The organism is Pseudomonas sp. ADAK7 (assembly GCF_012935675.1).
In the GTDB taxonomy this organism is placed as follows: domain Bacteria; phylum Pseudomonadota; class Gammaproteobacteria; order Pseudomonadales; family Pseudomonadaceae; genus Aquipseudomonas.
The window spans coordinates 3439855-3455657 of sequence record NZ_CP052861.1; the positions used below are offsets into that span (position 1 = coordinate 3439855).

A 15803-nucleotide genomic window follows, 5' to 3' on the forward strand; every position below is an offset into this window, starting at 1 on the left:
GGGAAATCGCCTGGCAGGTGATTCAAAAAAGGGCGGCGAGTATAGCGCAAACCGAGCGTTACGGACCACCGCTCGCCCTGTCGCCCATGGCGATTAACGGGACCGTTGGGAGATCAAGGGTGGCTAATTGCTGCTAATTATGGAACCTTTTAAAAGGTGCAGACGTCCACTCCCCTGTTACGGCACTCGTACCAGGGGCTGATAAATCAGCAAGTTAGCCTGACGAGGCTGCGCTTATGGCTCGATCTCATGCGGTTTTACCAGCATGAAGAGCTGCTTCTCGCGAACGTCGATATCCCGGCAGCCAGTGATGGCATTGCCACAAAGGACTGCGTTCGCCGACTAAGAAAAAAAGGAGTCCGCCTGTGGCTATTCGCTATGGCAAGGGGCTTATAGGAGGTGCGGTTGTCGTCGCACTCCTGGCCCTGCTGGTCCATTGGATTGGCATCAACACGATCGAACATTACCGCGACGATTTGTTGTTTTACCTGCAAGCTCACTTGATCCTCGTCCTTGTTTCCATGCTGGCCGCCCTCGTTGTGGGCATCCCCGCCGGTATCTTCCTCAGCCGCCCGACCATGGTGGGCCGCGCTGAACGCTTCATGCAGATCTTCAACATCGGCAACACTGTGCCGCCTCTCGCCGTACTGGCCATCGCCCTGGGGATTCTGGGCATCGGCAGCGGCCCGGCGATCTTCGCCCTGTTCCTCGCCTCGCTGTTGCCGATCGTGCGCAACACCTATGAAGGCCTGAAAAACGTCCAGGGTTCGCTCAAGGAAGCCGCCGTCGGCATCGGCATGACGCCGACGCAAGTGCTGTGGCGGGTCGAACTGCCGAACGCCGTGCCGATCATCATCGGTGGCGTGCGCGTCGCACTGGCAATCAACGTCGGTACCGCCCCGCTGGCGTTCCTGATTGGCGCCAACAGCCTGGGCAGCCTGATTTTCCCTGGCATCGCCCTGAACAATCAGCCGCAACTGCTGCTCGGCGCGGCTTGTACCGCGCTGCTGGCCTTGCTGCTCGACGGCCTGGTGACACTCGCCAGCCGCCTCTGGCTCGAACGCGGCCTCCGCCCGTCTTAAGCCTCGGCAAAGGAATTTTCATGAAAAGACTTAGCTTGCTTTTAGGCTGCATTCTGCTGTTCGCAGGAATTGCTCAAGCCGCTGACAAACCCGTTATCCGCATCGGCGCCCGGGTGTTCACCGAACAAACCCTGCTGGCGGAAATCACTTCCCAATACCTGCGCACCAAGGGTTATGACACCCAAGTAACCGGCGGTCTGGGCAGCAACCTGGCCCGCAGTGCCCACGAAAGTGGTCAGCTGGACTTGATGTGGGAATACACCGGCGTGTCGCTGGTGGCTTACAACCACATCACTGACAAACTCGACAGCGCTCAGTCCTACGCCAAGGTGAAGGAAGTCGACGCGAAAAAAGGCCTGGTCTGGCTCACCCCGTCGAAATTCAGCAACACCTACGCCTTGGCCCTGCCGGAAAAAACCGCGCAGGCCTACCCGCAGATCAACACCATCAGCGAGCTGAACACGGTGATGCAGGCGGAGGCGAAGACCAATCACCTCGTTGCCCTGGACACTGAGTTTGCCAACCGCTCCGACGGTCTGGACGGCATGGTCGACCTCTATGGCATGAACCTGACCCGCAAGAACATCCGGCAGATGGACGCCGGGCTGGTCTACACCGCCCTGCGCAATAGCCAGGTGTTTGCCGGGCTGGTCTACACCACCGACGGTCGCTTGAACGCCTTCAAGCTGAAACTGCTGGAAGACGACAAGCATTACTTCCCGGACTACACCGCCGCCCCGGTAGTGCGTCAGGTCTACCTCGACGCCCACCCGAAACTCGCCGAAGAACTCAAGCCACTGGCCGAACTGTTCGACGACGCCACCATGCGCCAGCTCAACGCGCGGGTTGATGTCGATCACGAAAGCCCTTCATCGGTTGCCGCAGATTTCCTGCGCCAGCACCCGATCAACTGAGGAGGAAAAGCCATGGAATTTTTGAACGCCTTTTCCCATCTTGACTGGCCGCTGGTCCTGCACCTGACCTGGCAGCACATCACCCTTGTCGGCATTGCCGTAACGCTGGCAATCGTGGTTGGTGTGCCGCTGGGCGTGCTGATGACGCGCTTCCCGTCACTGGCCGGCCCGCTGCAAGCCAGCGCCACGGTGCTGCTGACCGTGCCGTCGATCGCGCTGTTCGGCCTGCTGCTGCCGTTCTACTCCAAGTTCGGCCAGGGCCTGGGCCCGATGCCGGCGATCACCGCGGTGTTTCTGTACTCGCTGCTGCCGATCATGCGTAACACCTACCTGGCGCTGACCGGCGTCGAACCCGGCATTCGCGAAGCCGCCCGTGGCATCGGCATGACCTTCGGCCAGCGCCTGCGCATGGTCGAACTGCCGATCGCCGTGCCGGTGATCCTCGCCGGTGTGCGCACCGCCGTGGTCATGAACATTGGTGTCATGACCATCGCCGCGACCATCGGTGCCGGTGGCCTCGGTGTACTCATTCTCGCTTCCATCAGCCGCAGCGACATGTCGATGCTGATCGTCGGCGCCGTGCTGGTCAGTCTCCTGGCCATCTTCGCCGACCTGCTTCTGCAATGGCTGCAACGCACGCTGACTCCAAAAGGACTGCTCAAATGATCGAACTTCAAAACCTCAGCAAGACCTTCCAAAGCAACGGCAAAGATGTGAAAGCCGTGGACTCGGTAAGCCTGACCGTCAATGAAGGCGAAATCTGTGTGTTCCTCGGGCCATCGGGCTGCGGCAAAAGCACCACGCTGAAAATGATCAACCGTCTGATCAAGCCGACCTCGGGCAAGATCCTGATCAACGGCGAAGACACCACCGACCTCGACGCCGTAACCCTGCGCCGCAATATCGGTTATGTGATCCAGCAGATCGGTCTGTTCCCGAACATGACCATCGAGGAAAACATCACCATCGTTCCGCGCCTGCTGGGCTGGGACAAACAGAAATGCCACGACCGCGCCCGCGAGTTGATGAGCATGATCAAGCTTGAACCCAAGCAGTACCTGAATCGCTACCCGCGGGAATTGTCCGGCGGTCAGCAGCAGCGAATCGGCGTTATTCGTGCACTGGCGGCGGATGCACCGCTGCTGTTGATGGATGAGCCGTTCGGCGCGGTCGACCCGATCAACCGCGAGATGATCCAGAACGAGTTCTTCGAGATGCAACGGGCGCTGAACAAGACCGTGATCATGGTCAGCCACGACATCGACGAAGCGATCAAGCTCGGCGACAAGATTGCGATCTTCCGCGCTGGCAAGCTGCTGCAGATCGATCACCCGGACACGCTGTTGGCGCACCCGGCGGACGATTTTGTCAGCAACTTCGTCGGCCAGGACAGCACCCTCAAGCGCCTGTTGCTGGTGAAAGCCGAAGACGCGGCAGACAACGCGCCGTCGGTGAGCCCGGAAACGCCGGTAGCTGAAGCCCTGGAGTTGATGGACGAACTGGACCGTCGTTATGTGGTGGTCACCGATGGCGAGAACAAGGCGCTCGGTTATGTACGACGTCGCGACCTGCACCGTCAGACCGGGACTTGCGCTCAGTACCTGCGCGAGTTCAACGCCACCGCGGCGTATGACGAGCATTTGCGCATTCTGCTGTCGCGTATGTACGAGTTCAACCGCTCGTGGTTGCCGGTGATGGACGCTGATCGAGTGTTCCTGGGCGAGGTGACTCAGGAATCGATTGCCGAGTACCTGAGCTCCGGTAAATCCCGTGGCGGCAAGACCAGTATTGTTTCGCCGGCCGAGACGGCTGTCGCCTGATCTGACACCTTCGCGGGCAAGCCTTGCTCCTACAAGTGCGGTGTCGTACGCCACATCACGGCATGCCGAAAACCTGTAGGAGCGAGGCTTGCCCGCGAATGGGGCCGACGCGATTTACGTTGATCGTTCCCACGCTCCGCGTGGGAACGCCGCCCGGGACGCTCTGCGTCCGCCCTTTGAGACGCGGAGCGTCTCCGGATGCATTCCCACGCAGAGCGTGGGAACGATCATTTGAGGGAACATCACACTGTCATGCATGTCGGTTACATCAGTAGCTGTCCGGGACCGCACGACGGAAGCGTGCAAAAACGCGACATTTTTTGTTGATCTCAAGCCCCTCACGCCCTAAAGTTCGCGCCGAACGTCCATGCTGGAAACGATCCATCCGGCTCAAGTACTGACGACGAGACAGCAAGGCCAAGGGAAAGCACCGCCTCCCGTGGCCTTTTTGCTTTCGGCGACATGCCTTGGGAAGTAGGCGAACCAAAGTGGGGATACGGAGGACGTTCATTTGCACCCATTTATTTACTCAGTTTGCCAGTAGGAGTCCCAAGCATGTCGATCAACGTCGAAGACTATTTCGCGCGCGATACCTTCAACAAAATGAAGGCCTTCGCCGACAAACAAGAAACCCCGTTCGTGGTCATCGACACCGCGATGATCAGCCAGGCCTATGACGACCTGCGTGCCGGTTTCGATTTCGCCAAGGTCTACTACGCGGTCAAGGCCAACCCGGCCGTCGAAATCATCGACCTGCTCAAAGAGAAAGGCTCGAACTTCGACATCGCCTCGATCTACGAGCTCGACAAAGTGATGAACCAGGGCGTCGGCCCGGATCGCATCAGCTACGGCAACACCATCAAGAAATCCAAGGACATCCGCTACTTCTACGAGAAGGGCGTGCGTCTGTATGCCACCGACTCCGAAGCCGACCTGCGCAACATCGCCAAGGCTGCGCCGGGTTCGAAAGTCTACGTGCGCATCCTCACCGAAGGCTCGACCACGGCCGACTGGCCGCTGTCGCGCAAATTCGGCTGCCAGACCGACATGGCCATGGACCTGCTGATCCTCGCCCGTGACCTGGGCCTGGTGCCTTACGGCATCTCGTTCCACGTCGGCTCGCAACAGCGCGACATCAGCGTCTGGGACGCGGCGATCGCCAAGGTCAAAGTGATCTTCGAACGCCTGAAAGAAGAAGATGGCATTCACCTGAAGCTGATCAACATGGGCGGCGGCTTCCCGGCCAACTACATCACCCGCACCAACAGCCTGGAAACCTACGCCGAAGAAATCATCCGTTTCCTCAAGGAAGACTTCGGTGACGACCTGCCGGAAATCATCCTGGAACCGGGCCGTTCCCTCATCGCCAACGCCGGCATCCTGGTCAGCGAAGTGGTACTGGTGGCGCGTAAATCCCGTACTGCCGTCGAGCGCTGGGTGTACACGGATGTGGGCAAGTTCTCCGGCCTGATCGAAACCATGGACGAAGCCATCAAGTTTCCGATCTGGACCGAAAAGAAAGGCGAGATGGAAGAAGTGGTCATCGCCGGCCCGACGTGCGACAGCGCCGACATCATGTATGAAAACTACAAGTACGGTTTGCCGCTGAACCTGGCGATTGGTGATCGTTTGTACTGGTTGTCCACCGGTGCCTACACCACCAGTTACAGCGCCATTGAATTCAATGGCTTCCCGCCACTGAAATCGTTCTACGTGTAAGCGATCTGGTGAACATAAAAGGTCCATGAAAATGGACCTTTTTTATTTACGTAGCCATGCCTCAAGCTGATTCAGCATCGCCATGCACTCATCAGTGCCCTCCACCACCCCGCCCAATTTGAAGTTCAATTCTCCGAGTGTGGACATATTCTTTGCTTGCAACAGTTCGATGACCATACCCTCGATACGTTGTTGTATATCTTCGATGAATAGCCCCATCTGCGCGCTGACAAACGCGAACTCGGTATACAGTGTTGCGATATTGGTCTTGTATTCAACGGCCCTGATCGACGCGACGGTGGAGGAGTAGGCAATGTCCCAGACCGGAGCCGTACCGGCCTGACTGAATAACTCCTGCGCAACAGTCGGTTGTGGATGGCATTGACAGGTTCGGTGGTCCATTGTTCGCATGAATACCGACTGCAGCCCAAACGACTCGTCACGCACTTCTCTGATCGTGTATTTGAGTTGCCGTATCGCACTGCTTAGGTCACCAAACCGAAGATACAGTTCGTGAATCAAGTCCCGTACATTACGTGGTGGGAATAACATCCACGTCCGTGACCTGGCCAGGCTGTACGATTTGAAGTCCACGCTGCCGATAGGTTCGCGGCGCGACGTCTGTTTGGTTATTTCCAAGGATTCACGGCTGAACGTCGCCAGATCTTCGATATAACCTTTGCACAGCCGCTGGGCTTGTTCAGTGCGCGTCCAGAACTCTCGCAAATATCGCTCATTAAACGCCGTATTATTAAAGCGCAAGTCCTTCGACAGGATCGCCAGTTGATGGCCGCTGTTTCTACGGCGCTCAAACACAACCGGAATATTATTGAATGTCAGCGCCATAGAACCAAGAAAGTTGGTGTAGCGATCCAATACACGACGCTGCGTCGCGGTAAATTCATAGGTAAGTGCATTCATATCCATGGTAGAGGTGGGCGCGCGGCCCACCTCCCTGACTCCCTGTTAGCGCTGAACGGTGTTCAAATATTTAATAACATTTGCAATACGGGCAATGGCGGCACCCGCTCGGTCCTCAACGGCGATCGACTTATCTTGTTTGAAATCGCTGGAGATTTTTTCAAAATCGGCCACCAGATTCGAAAATTCGCTCACATAGTCCCAACGCTGGTCGTCCAACTCGTCAAGTGTTTTAACCAATTCGATCCGCCCATCAATTCGGGCAATAGCTTTGGTGTACCTATCAGCCTGCATTCGCAAGTCGCTAGCTTTTTCTTTCAGCCGGTTGTACCCCGCCAACATATTGAGAAAAGAAACGGCTTCGCCAATCCCGGAAATCATTTTTTTCAGCGTATCAATGGCCAACAATGCGATTTGAACCTGCGGTGGTGCCAAACCCAGTGCCTTGAAGCTTTCCAGCGATAACTTCGCCTCCTCACCAATTTTCTCGACGCCGGCCTTCCCGATCAGATCAATCGCTTCGGAAACTGACTTCATCTGCACTTTCAATGCATCGAGTTTTTCTTCGGCAACTTTTTTGAGCTGCTCATCGGATACCCGATCCTGTTGCAGCGTTTGAACCCACTCCATTGACGCGCCCCTGTCATACGAGGTGCTGATACTCTTGTGGATACTTTTTAGATCTGCGGTTTTATCGGACAGTTTGGAAAATACAGCTTTGAGCTCATCTTCCATGTCCTGATGAATCTCGTCATCCTCCTTCGGATTCCCGAGATCACCCTGAAAAACCTTTAGTTTTTCCGCTGCTCTTTCCAGATAGATACGGTTTGCCTGGGCGAGGTTACGTACATCGAAGGTAACCTTATTGATAGTCGCTGCCAGATCATTCATTGTCCCCACCGCGCCGGACACGTAATCAAATTGCTGGAACAACATTTGCGCGCTGGCGTTGTTCTGCTGCATCACGCCATTATGAGCGCGCAGATTAACCACATTGAACGATGTATCGCCCGATTGACCCGATAACAAACTCATACCTCTTTTAACTTCCATACCCGACCGATTCCTTTCGTATTCTTTGTCAGCTTCTGCAAACACACCCAGCAGCTGATCGGAACTTGCTTTTATACGTTCCCAAGGTGCAGTGATATTGACTATCTGGTTTTTAAACTTTCTCAGGGACACCGCCTCGTTCAGCTTATTGACCTCTTGCACGGATGCAACAATGTAATCACTCAGCGAATTCCACACCAGCATCAGGTTTTGAGTCGCGACTTCAGCTTCGATCGCAACGTAGCTCAAGTTCTGAAGATCATCACGTACCTTGTTCAACGAACTCAATGTCTGGTTTTTACCGGCCATTTTTTGATTGGCTGCTTGTTGCGCTTCCTTCAGGCTATTGCGTTCCTTGCGAATTTTTTCAGCCTTGACGCCCTGATAGATCCCGAGAATCAACCCGCCGATATTAAGCGTCGCTGCCGATTTGATCGCTTCCTGGACAAGTTGATCGTACTGTTTATTGAGTTCGTCAATATCAGCCGCGCGCTGATCAATGTCCTTTTGCAGGACCTGAATATCTGCCTGGTATGTATTTTTTGAGATAAATTGCAATCGCAACGTGATTCCCGGCAGCACTTTTGCGCGCATATCGGTACCAAAGCTATCCAGCTCTACTCTCACCCGCTCGGCTTTATCATGGCATTGCTTGACCTTTGCCAGCATGTCATTGAGGTAAGACTTGATTTCCGGTACATCTCCCGCAGGTAGACCGAGATCGGGAAGATTCGGAATTTGACGCCTGAGTTTCTGATACTCCTCCGGCGTTGTAATGTCGTACTCTTCGAGGTATTTCGATGCTTTGAGATCTTCATAGATCTCTACAATTCCGTTGCCAATCCTGATAATGCTGCCACCAAAAATCTTCAGGTCATTGCCTGTCAGCATTATTTTTTCGCGCAATGGCGACCAGCGCTTGGCATGATCATACGTCGTTGTGAACGTGTCCAGAAAGTCTGTAGCTTTAAGCCCCACACCGCCGTCATCACCTGCGCCATAGTTTAGATACGCAACGACATCTTGTAGCCTGACGGGCAGAGACAACCCTAAAGTTTCATACTTTCTCAGACTGATAATTTGCTCTTTGGTCAGTTGTATTCCGGGCTGCCGGTTATATTCATCACCTTCGCCGAGCGATGCGTCCACAAACATCGCAGGCGCTTTAGTAGCGGCCTCGACGATTTTATTATCCATATTGAAATCCATGAGAGACTCCTTGTCTTCTCCAGGTATTAGTAGTATTTCAGCTTATTCCGATATTGATGAATCGCTATGTACAACCAGATCATCGATATCGCAAAACAAACCTTAGAGCACCAACCCAATAACTCACAAGCTTTCAAATATTAAAATTCAAGACAACTTTCATATTGACCAGCGCACTACTTGAGCGCCACTCAGAAACTAACGCAGCGCAAACCAGATAATCAATATCATCAATCAACATTCTTTATCAGCGGCACACCGAACAAAAACCATACTTAATTGCCAACAGCGTTAACGGTAAAGTAAACCGTTACAACGCGATCAACTGCGATAGCCGTTGCCGATATGCATTAGCCATCTCACGGATTTGTGGATGATTTGCACTGAGCAATGACTCGCTGCTGACCCGCAAGAAATTCACGTTTGCGCCGGCCAGCGCCATGCGCAACCAGCCCAGCGCTTCATCGACTTGACCTTCCTCGGCCAGTACCGTGGCATAACTGAATTGCCCACGAAAATCCCCGGCCTCGGCCGAGCGTCGATACCATTCCCGAGCCGCAAGAAGATCCTGCGGGCAATGGTGTCCTTCTTCCAGGTAACGGCCCAACAGGTTCATGGATTTGGCGTGGCGCAGTTCAGCGGCACGGCGATACATCGCCAGTGCTTGCGCCTGGTCCTTAGCGACCCCGCGCCCGGTGGCCAACAGATTGGCGTAGTTGTACATCGCCCAATCCAGTCCCGCTTCTGCCGCCAGTCGATAATGTCGCACTGCAATCGCCGCATCCGCCGCACAACCCCAGCCATGCTCATGACAACGACCGAGCATGTTGCGCGCCATCAGGTGCCCGCCCTTGGCCGCAATCTCGAACCAGCGCACAGCCAGCGGCTGATCCTGTTCGATGCCCTGCCCGTCCAGCAGGATCTGCCCAAGCAGCGCCTGGGCATCAAGCACACCTTCGCGCGCCGCGATCAGAATCGCCTGGGCCGCCCGCGCCGGACTTTCTTCGAGCATGGCCTTGAGCCGATCACCGTCGAGGACTTCCTCGCGGCGCAGTTGATAACTCATACCTCGACCCAGCGGCGCAGCAGGTTGTGATAGGTGCCAGTGAGGCGGATCAGCGAAGGGTGGTCGGGCAGGTCTTGGGTCAGTTGCTGGATCGCCCCGTCCATCTCGAACAGCAAGGCGCGCTGGCTGTCTTCGCGGACCAGGCTTTGGGTCCAGAAGAACGACGCGTAACGCGTACCACGAGTGACGGCGTTGACCTTGTGCAGGCTGCTTCCGGGATACAGCACCATGTCGCCGGCGGGCAACTTCACGCGCTGGGTGCCGAAGGTGTCCTGGATTTCCAGCTCGCCGCCGTCGTAGTCATCCGGCTCGCTGAAGAACAGCGTGGCCGACAGGTCAGTGCGTACCCGCTCGATGCTGCCCTGGGGCTGGCGCACCGCGTTGTCGATGTGGAAATCGAAGCTGCCGCCCGCCGTGTAACAGTTCAGCAACGGCGGGAAGACTTTGTGCGGCAGCGCGGCCGACATGAATTGCGGATTTTTCCACAGCCGCTCAAGCATGGCCGCGCCGATTTCCTTGGCCAGTGGATGACCTTCCGGCAGTTGCAGATTGTGCTTGGCCTTGGCTGACTGGAAGCCGGCGGTGATCTTGCCGTCCGCCCAATCAGCCTGTTCCAGGGCCTCGCGGATACGCTGCACTTCTTCTTTCGCGAACACGCCGGGAATGTGCAGCAACATGGCAGGACACCTGAAAACCAAGGGACGCCAATGGTATTGATTCTTATTGACTAAGTAAAACGCCACAGACGAACGAGCCAGCAAAAACCGTAAGGTTAAATTGTAAAGAATGTAAATTCGTCGCGAATAGTAACGTTTCGCAATTGATACAAATACCTGTTTACCCTATATTCCGCGGCCTCAAATCCTTGGGGAGGGGAATTCACATGTCACGCCAACAACCACAATTGCCGGTCAGTTCACCACGTTTGCTCGCGTCTGCCATAGGCATGGCTATCACTGCGGGCTCTGCGGGCCACATGGTTTTCGCCGCTGAAAAGACCGACGAAAAAGCACCGGGCAATGCGATTTCCCTCGACGCCACCAGCGTTGTTGGCGAGCAGGAAGACACCTCCTACAAAACCGATACCTCGGCCTCCAAGAAGTACACCGCGCCACTGCGCGAAACGCCGAAAAGCGTCACCGTGATCCCGCAACAAGTGATCCGCGACACCGGCGCCACCAGCCTGGTTGACGCATTGCGCACCACGCCGGGCATCACCTTCGGTGCCGGCGAAGGTGGCAACCCGGCCGGCGACCGCCCGATCATTCGTGGCTTCAACGCTGAAAGCGACACCTTCGTCGACGGCATGCGCGACCCGGCGTCCCAGAGCCGCGAGATTTTCAACGTTGAATCGATTGAGATCAGCAAAGGCCCTGGCTCGGCCTTCACCGGCGCCGGTTCCACCGGTGGCAGCCTGAACCTGGTGAGCAAGACCGCCAAACTCGGCAACTTCTACAACGGCGGCTTCACCTGGGGCTCGGACCAGACCAAGCGCACCACCCTGGACCTGAATCAGCAGATCAACGACACCTCGGCCTTCCGCCTGAACCTGATGAAGCACGAAGCCAACGTTGCCGGCCGTGATGCCGTGGACGTCAGCCGCTGGGGCGTGGCGCCGACTTTCTCCTTCGGCCTGGGCACCGACACCCGCGTGACCGTCGGTTACTACCACGTCGAAACCGATGACATGCCGGACTACGGCATACCGCTGACCTCCAGCGCCAACCGCAGCAAGTACCACGTCGACAAACCGGCCAACGTCAATAAAGACAATTTCTACGGCCTCACCGGTCGCGACTATCGCCAGACCGAAAACGACAGCGGCACGATCAAGATCGAACACGATCTGAATGACGACCTGACCGTTTCCAACAGCTTCCGCATGTCCCGCTCGACCCTCGACTACATCGTCACCAACCCGGACGACAGCAAGGGCAACGTGGCTAACGGCAGTGTGTACCGTGGCTCGAAAAACCGTAACTCGACGTCCAGCGGCTGGGTCAACCAGACCGACCTGAGCGCCAAGTTCAACACCGGCGCCATCGAACACAGCCTGGTCACCGGTCTGGAGTTTTCCTATCAGGACACCCACAACCGTCCGTACATCCTGACCTCGACCGCCAGCGGCACCACCTGCAACCGCGCGCTGTTCAACGCCGGCGACTGCACCAATCTGTACAAGCCGACGCCTGGGGATAACTGGTCGGGTTCCATCAAAGACAGCAATGCCTTCACCGACACCGACACCAAGACCGCTGCGGCTTACGTGTTTGACACCCTGAAATTGAACGAGCAATGGTCGCTGAACCTGGGCCTGCGCTACGACAACTACCAGACCGAATCCAGCGGCTATGCCAACGCTGGCCGTAGTTCGCCAGCGGGCAGTTTCTCCCGGGAGAACACCAGCGACCTGGTCAACTACCAGATCGGCGTGGTCTACAACCCGTTGCCGAACGGCAGCGTGTACGCGGCCTACTCCACCTCCAGCAACCCGGCCGGCGAAACCAGCGGTAACGGCGGCCTGGAACTGGCGGCGAACAACAGCGACCTGGACCCGGAAAAGAACCGCAACTACGAGATCGGCACCAAGTGGGATTTCTTCGGTGACGACTTGTCGCTGACCGCTGCGCTGTTCCGCACCGAGAAAACCAACGCCCGTATCGACGATCCGGACGGCGCCACCACCCAGGTGCTGGACGGCGAACAAACCGTCAACGGTCTGGAACTGACCTACACCGGCAAGCTGACCCGTAACTGGAAAGTCTTCGGCGGCTACACCTATATGGAAAGCGAAGTGGTCAAGACCACCCTCGCCGCCGACAAAGGCAACCACATGCCGAGCACGCCACGGAACAACTTCACCCTGTGGTCGACCTACGACCTGATCCCGGAGAAGTTGACCATTGGCGGCGGCGCGACCTTCGTCGACTCGCAGTTCGGCAACGTCGCCAACTCGGTGGAGATCCCGTCCTACTGGCGCTACGACGCGATGGCCAGCTACGCGCTGACCAAGAACGTCGACCTGCAACTCAACGTGCAGAACCTGACCGACAAGCGTTACTTCGACCAGGTGTTCCAGACGCACTACGCCCACGTGGCGGCGGGTCGTACTGCCCTGCTGAGCGCGAACTTCCACTTCTAACAGGGAGTCGGTCGTCGGATGCATAACTGTGGCGAGGGAGCTTGCTCCCGCTGGGTGGCGAAGCCGCCCCAAAACCAGGCACTGCGGTTTTCCCCTTAAACCGTATTGCCCTTTTGGGGAGTCCTTCGGCCTCCAGCGGGAGCAAGCTCCCTCGCCACAAAGGCAACATTCGGTCTTAACGCCCCGTTCATTGAATTGAACGGGGCTTTTGTGCGTAATAAAGAATGTTTCTCGACAACCCACGGCATAATGCGCGCCGTGATGATTACTTTCGAACGAACAAGGCGAGTGACGTGTTGAAGAAAACCCTGTTCCAGTTGCACTGGTTTTTTGGCATCAGTGCCGGGTTGGTGCTGGCCCTGATGGGCATCACCGGTGCTGCCTATTCGTTTCAGGATGAAATCCTGCGGGCGCTGAATCCTACTGTGCTGCAGGTGGAGAAACAGGTCGCCGGTGTGCTGCCGCCAGCGGAACTGGTTGAACACATCGAAGCCGCCTCAGGCAAGAAAGTCTCGATGCTCTGGGTCGAAACCGACAGCGGCAACGCCGCACGGGTGATCTTCACTCCGCCACCGGGCGAGCGTCGCGGCGAGATGCGTTACTTCGACCCGTACACCGCCGAGTTTCTGGGCGACGCCACGGGCCAGGACTTCTTCGGCTTTATGTTGCAGTTGCACCGCTTCCTCGCGATGGGCGACACCGGGCGGCAGATCACGGGTGCCTGTACGCTGATCCTGGTGTTCTTCTGCCTGTCCGGCCTCTATCTGCGCTGGCCGCGCCAATGGAATAAATGGCGCGCCTGGCTGACCCTCGACTGGAAGAAAAAGGGTCGCAGCTTTAATTGGGACCTGCACTCGGTGGCGGGCACCTGGTGCATGTTGTTTTACCTGTTGGCCGCGCTGACCGGGTTGTCCTGGTCCTACGAGTGGTACAACAAGGGCCTGACAAAATTACTGTCCGACGCGCCGCAAAACGAGCGGGTGCGCAACCGCGGCCCGGCGCCAAGTGGCCCGGCGCCGACCGCCGATTACGCCGCGATGTGGAGCAGCATCTACAGCGCCGCCGGTCCGAACCTGTCCGCCTACAACATCCGCATGCCGCCACTGGCCGGGCAACCGGCGACCGTGTTCTACCTGTTGAATACCTCGCCCCATGACCGCGCGCTGAACGAGATCAGCCTCGATCCGGCCACCGGCATCGTCAAACGTCACGACCGCTACAGCGACAAGAGCTTCAAGGCGCAACTGCTCACCAGCATTTATGCGCTGCACACGGGCAGTTATTTCGGCATCGTCGGGCGGATCATTCTGACCGTCACCGCGCTGACCATGCCGCTGTTTTTCATCACGGGTTGGTTGCTGTACCTGGATCGTCGGCGCAAGAAACGTCAGATCAAGGATGCGCGCAAAGGCCTTGTGCAACCGGGCAGCGACGCGCCGACGTGGTTGATCGGTTTCGCCAGCCAGAGCGGTTTTGCCGAGCAACTGGCCTGGCAGACCGCCGGGCAATTGCAGGCCGCCGGATTGCCGGTGAAGGTCCAGCCGCTGGCCACTGTCAGCGAGCAGGATTTGCAGGATTCGGACAACGCGTTGTTCGTGGTCAGCACCTTCGGCGACGGCGAAGCGCCGGACAGCGCCCGCGGTTTCGAACGCAAAGTGCTGGGCCGGGCGTTGAGTCTGGAAAGTTTGAATTATGCGGTGCTCGGTCTAGGTGACCGCCAGTATCAACACTTCTGCGGCTTCGCCCGCCGCTTGCACACCTGGCTCGGCGAACACGGCGGCAAGACCCTGTTTGCCCCGGTGGAAGTCGACAGCGGCGACCCTTACGCCTTGCGTCACTGGCAGCAGCAACTCGGCCTGCTGACCGGACAGGCGCCCGTAGACACCTGGCAAGCGCCCAGCTACGACAACTGGACCTTGTCCCGGCGCGAACTGCTGAACCCGGACAGCAGCGGTTCGCCGGTGTACATGATCGGCCTCATGGCCCCGAGCACCAGCAGTTGGCTGGCGGGTGACCTGGTGGAAGTCATGCCGCGCAATTGCCCGTGGGCGATCGAGCATTTCCTCGATGGCCTGGGGATTGATGGTCGCGCCAGTGTTGAACTCGATGGCCTCTCGCAACCGCTGGACCAGGCGCTCGCCAGTCGCCAATTGCCCGAGAACCGCGCGCACTTGGTCGGCCTGCACGCCCAGGCACTGGTGCAGGCGTTGGTGCCGTTGGCGATGCGCGAATACTCCATCGCCTCGATCGCCGCTGACGGCGTGCTCGAACTGATCGTGCGTCAGGAACTGCACCCCGACGGCAGCCTCGGCATCGGCTCCGGTTGGCTGACCGAACACGCGCCCGTGGGCGGCAGCATCAGCCTGCGCGTGCGGCGCAATAGCGGTTTCCATCTGCCGGTCGAACCGGTGCCGATGATCCTGCTGGGCAACGGTACGGGCCTGGCCGGGCTGCGCAGCTTGCTCAAGGCACGGATTGCCGACGGGCAGCAGCGGCACTGGTTGCTGTTTGGCGAGCGCAATCGCCAGCATGACTTCCTGTGTCGCGATGAGCTGGAAGGCTGGTTGATCGAGGGTGATCTGGAACGACTGGACCTGGCGTTTTCACGGGATCAGGCCGAGAAGATTTATGTGCAGGACCGCCTGCGTGAATCGGCCGTCGAGCTGAAGAAATGGCTGGCCGAGGGTGCGGTGATTTACATCTGCGGCAGCTTGCAGGGGATGGCGTCGGGGGTGGATCACGCGCTGAACGAAATACTCGGGATCGAAGAGGTCGACCGTTTGATCGAACAAGGCCGCTACCGCCGCGACGTCTACTGACACCTCAAGCCAGATCGTTCCCACGCTCCGCGTGGGAATGCAGCCCGGGACGCTCCGC

11 protein-coding genes are annotated in these 15803 nt (G+C 57.5%); 7 read left to right on the top strand and 4 right to left on the bottom strand.

Annotated features, from left to right (window positions below; translation table 11 throughout):
* Positions 1–365 precede the first annotated feature (365 nt).
* The 5 genes from HKK53_RS16070 to HKK53_RS16090 all read left to right on the top strand — a co-directional run bounded on the left by HKK53_RS16070 (position 366) and on the right by HKK53_RS16090 (position 5535).
* Positions 366–1082, top strand: a complete 717-nt coding sequence (locus HKK53_RS16070; protein WP_054049992.1) for an ABC transporter permease — start codon at positions 366–368, stop codon at positions 1080–1082.
* A 20-nt stretch (positions 1083–1102) separates the two neighbouring features.
* Positions 1103–1996 (top strand): glycine betaine ABC transporter substrate-binding protein, encoded by an 894-nt coding sequence (locus HKK53_RS16075; protein ID WP_169371631.1) that lies wholly within the window; start codon positions 1103–1105, stop codon positions 1994–1996.
* A gap of 12 nt (positions 1997–2008) precedes the next feature.
* Positions 2009–2662, top strand: a complete 654-nt coding sequence (locus tag HKK53_RS16080) for an ABC transporter permease (RefSeq protein WP_169371632.1) — start codon at positions 2009–2011, stop codon at positions 2660–2662.
* Complete coding sequence (locus HKK53_RS16085; protein ID WP_169371633.1) at positions 2659–3816, top strand: osmoprotectant ABC transporter ATP-binding protein OsmV; 1158 nt, start codon at positions 2659–2661, stop codon at positions 3814–3816. Before HKK53_RS16080 ends, HKK53_RS16085 begins: the two co-directional genes overlap by 4 nt.
* A 555-nt stretch (positions 3817–4371) precedes the next feature.
* Positions 4372–5535 (top strand): type III PLP-dependent enzyme, encoded by a 1164-nt coding sequence (locus tag HKK53_RS16090; RefSeq protein ID WP_169371634.1) that lies wholly within the window; start codon positions 4372–4374, stop codon positions 5533–5535.
* Between the two features lie 42 nt (positions 5536–5577).
* Here the strand turns inward: HKK53_RS16090 and HKK53_RS16095 are convergent, their stop codons facing one another.
* From HKK53_RS16095 to HKK53_RS16110, 4 genes are all read right to left on the bottom strand, one after another.
* Entirely contained in the window at positions 5578–6486 is a 909-nt protein-coding gene (locus HKK53_RS16095; RefSeq protein WP_237150785.1) for a hypothetical protein, read from the bottom strand.
* A gap of 15 nt (positions 6487–6501) precedes the next feature.
* Entirely contained in the window at positions 6502–8718 is a 2217-nt protein-coding gene (locus HKK53_RS16100) for an alpha-xenorhabdolysin family binary toxin subunit A (protein ID WP_169371635.1), read from the bottom strand.
* Positions 8719–9028: 310 nt separating this feature from the next.
* Positions 9029–9784 (bottom strand): tetratricopeptide repeat protein, encoded by a 756-nt coding sequence (locus HKK53_RS16105; RefSeq protein WP_169371636.1) that lies wholly within the window; start codon positions 9782–9784, stop codon positions 9029–9031.
* Positions 9781–10461 (bottom strand): Fe2+-dependent dioxygenase, encoded by a 681-nt coding sequence (locus tag HKK53_RS16110; protein ID WP_169371637.1) that lies wholly within the window; start codon positions 10459–10461, stop codon positions 9781–9783. The genes HKK53_RS16105 and HKK53_RS16110 overlap by 4 nt, the downstream gene beginning before the upstream one ends.
* 206 nt (positions 10462–10667) lie before the next feature.
* Here HKK53_RS16110 and HKK53_RS16115 point away from each other — a divergent pair, with 206 nt between their 5' ends.
* Positions 10668–12926, top strand: a complete 2259-nt coding sequence (locus tag HKK53_RS16115) for a TonB-dependent receptor (protein ID WP_169371638.1) — start codon at positions 10668–10670, stop codon at positions 12924–12926.
* Between the two features lie 293 nt (positions 12927–13219).
* Positions 13220–15745, top strand: a complete 2526-nt coding sequence (locus tag HKK53_RS16120; RefSeq protein ID WP_169371639.1) for a PepSY domain-containing protein — start codon at positions 13220–13222, stop codon at positions 15743–15745.
* Positions 15746–15803 lie beyond the last annotated feature (58 nt).

What these genes read in the sequence shown, in the direction of transcription:
- HKK53_RS16075 (WP_169371631.1), top strand. Translation starts at nt 1,103, where the DNA reads ATGAAAAGACTTAGCTTGCTTTTAGGCTGCATTCTGCTGTTCGCAGGA.
- HKK53_RS16080 (WP_169371632.1), top strand. Translation starts at nt 2,009, where the DNA reads ATGGAATTTTTGAACGCCTTTTCCCATCTTGACTGGCCGCTGGTCCTG.
- HKK53_RS16085 (WP_169371633.1), top strand. Translation starts at nt 2,659, where the DNA reads ATGATCGAACTTCAAAACCTCAGCAAGACCTTCCAAAGCAACGGCAAA.
- HKK53_RS16090 (WP_169371634.1), top strand. Translation starts at nt 4,372, where the DNA reads ATGTCGATCAACGTCGAAGACTATTTCGCGCGCGATACCTTCAACAAA.
- HKK53_RS16100 (WP_169371635.1), bottom strand. Translation starts at nt 8,718, where the DNA reads ATGGATTTCAATATGGATAATAAAATCGTCGAGGCCGCTACTAAAGCG.
- HKK53_RS16105 (WP_169371636.1), bottom strand. Translation starts at nt 9,784, where the DNA reads ATGAGTTATCAACTGCGCCGCGAGGAAGTCCTCGACGGTGATCGGCTC.
- HKK53_RS16110 (WP_169371637.1), bottom strand. Translation starts at nt 10,461, where the DNA reads ATGTTGCTGCACATTCCCGGCGTGTTCGCGAAAGAAGAAGTGCAGCGT.
- HKK53_RS16115 (WP_169371638.1), top strand. Translation starts at nt 10,668, where the DNA reads ATGTCACGCCAACAACCACAATTGCCGGTCAGTTCACCACGTTTGCTC.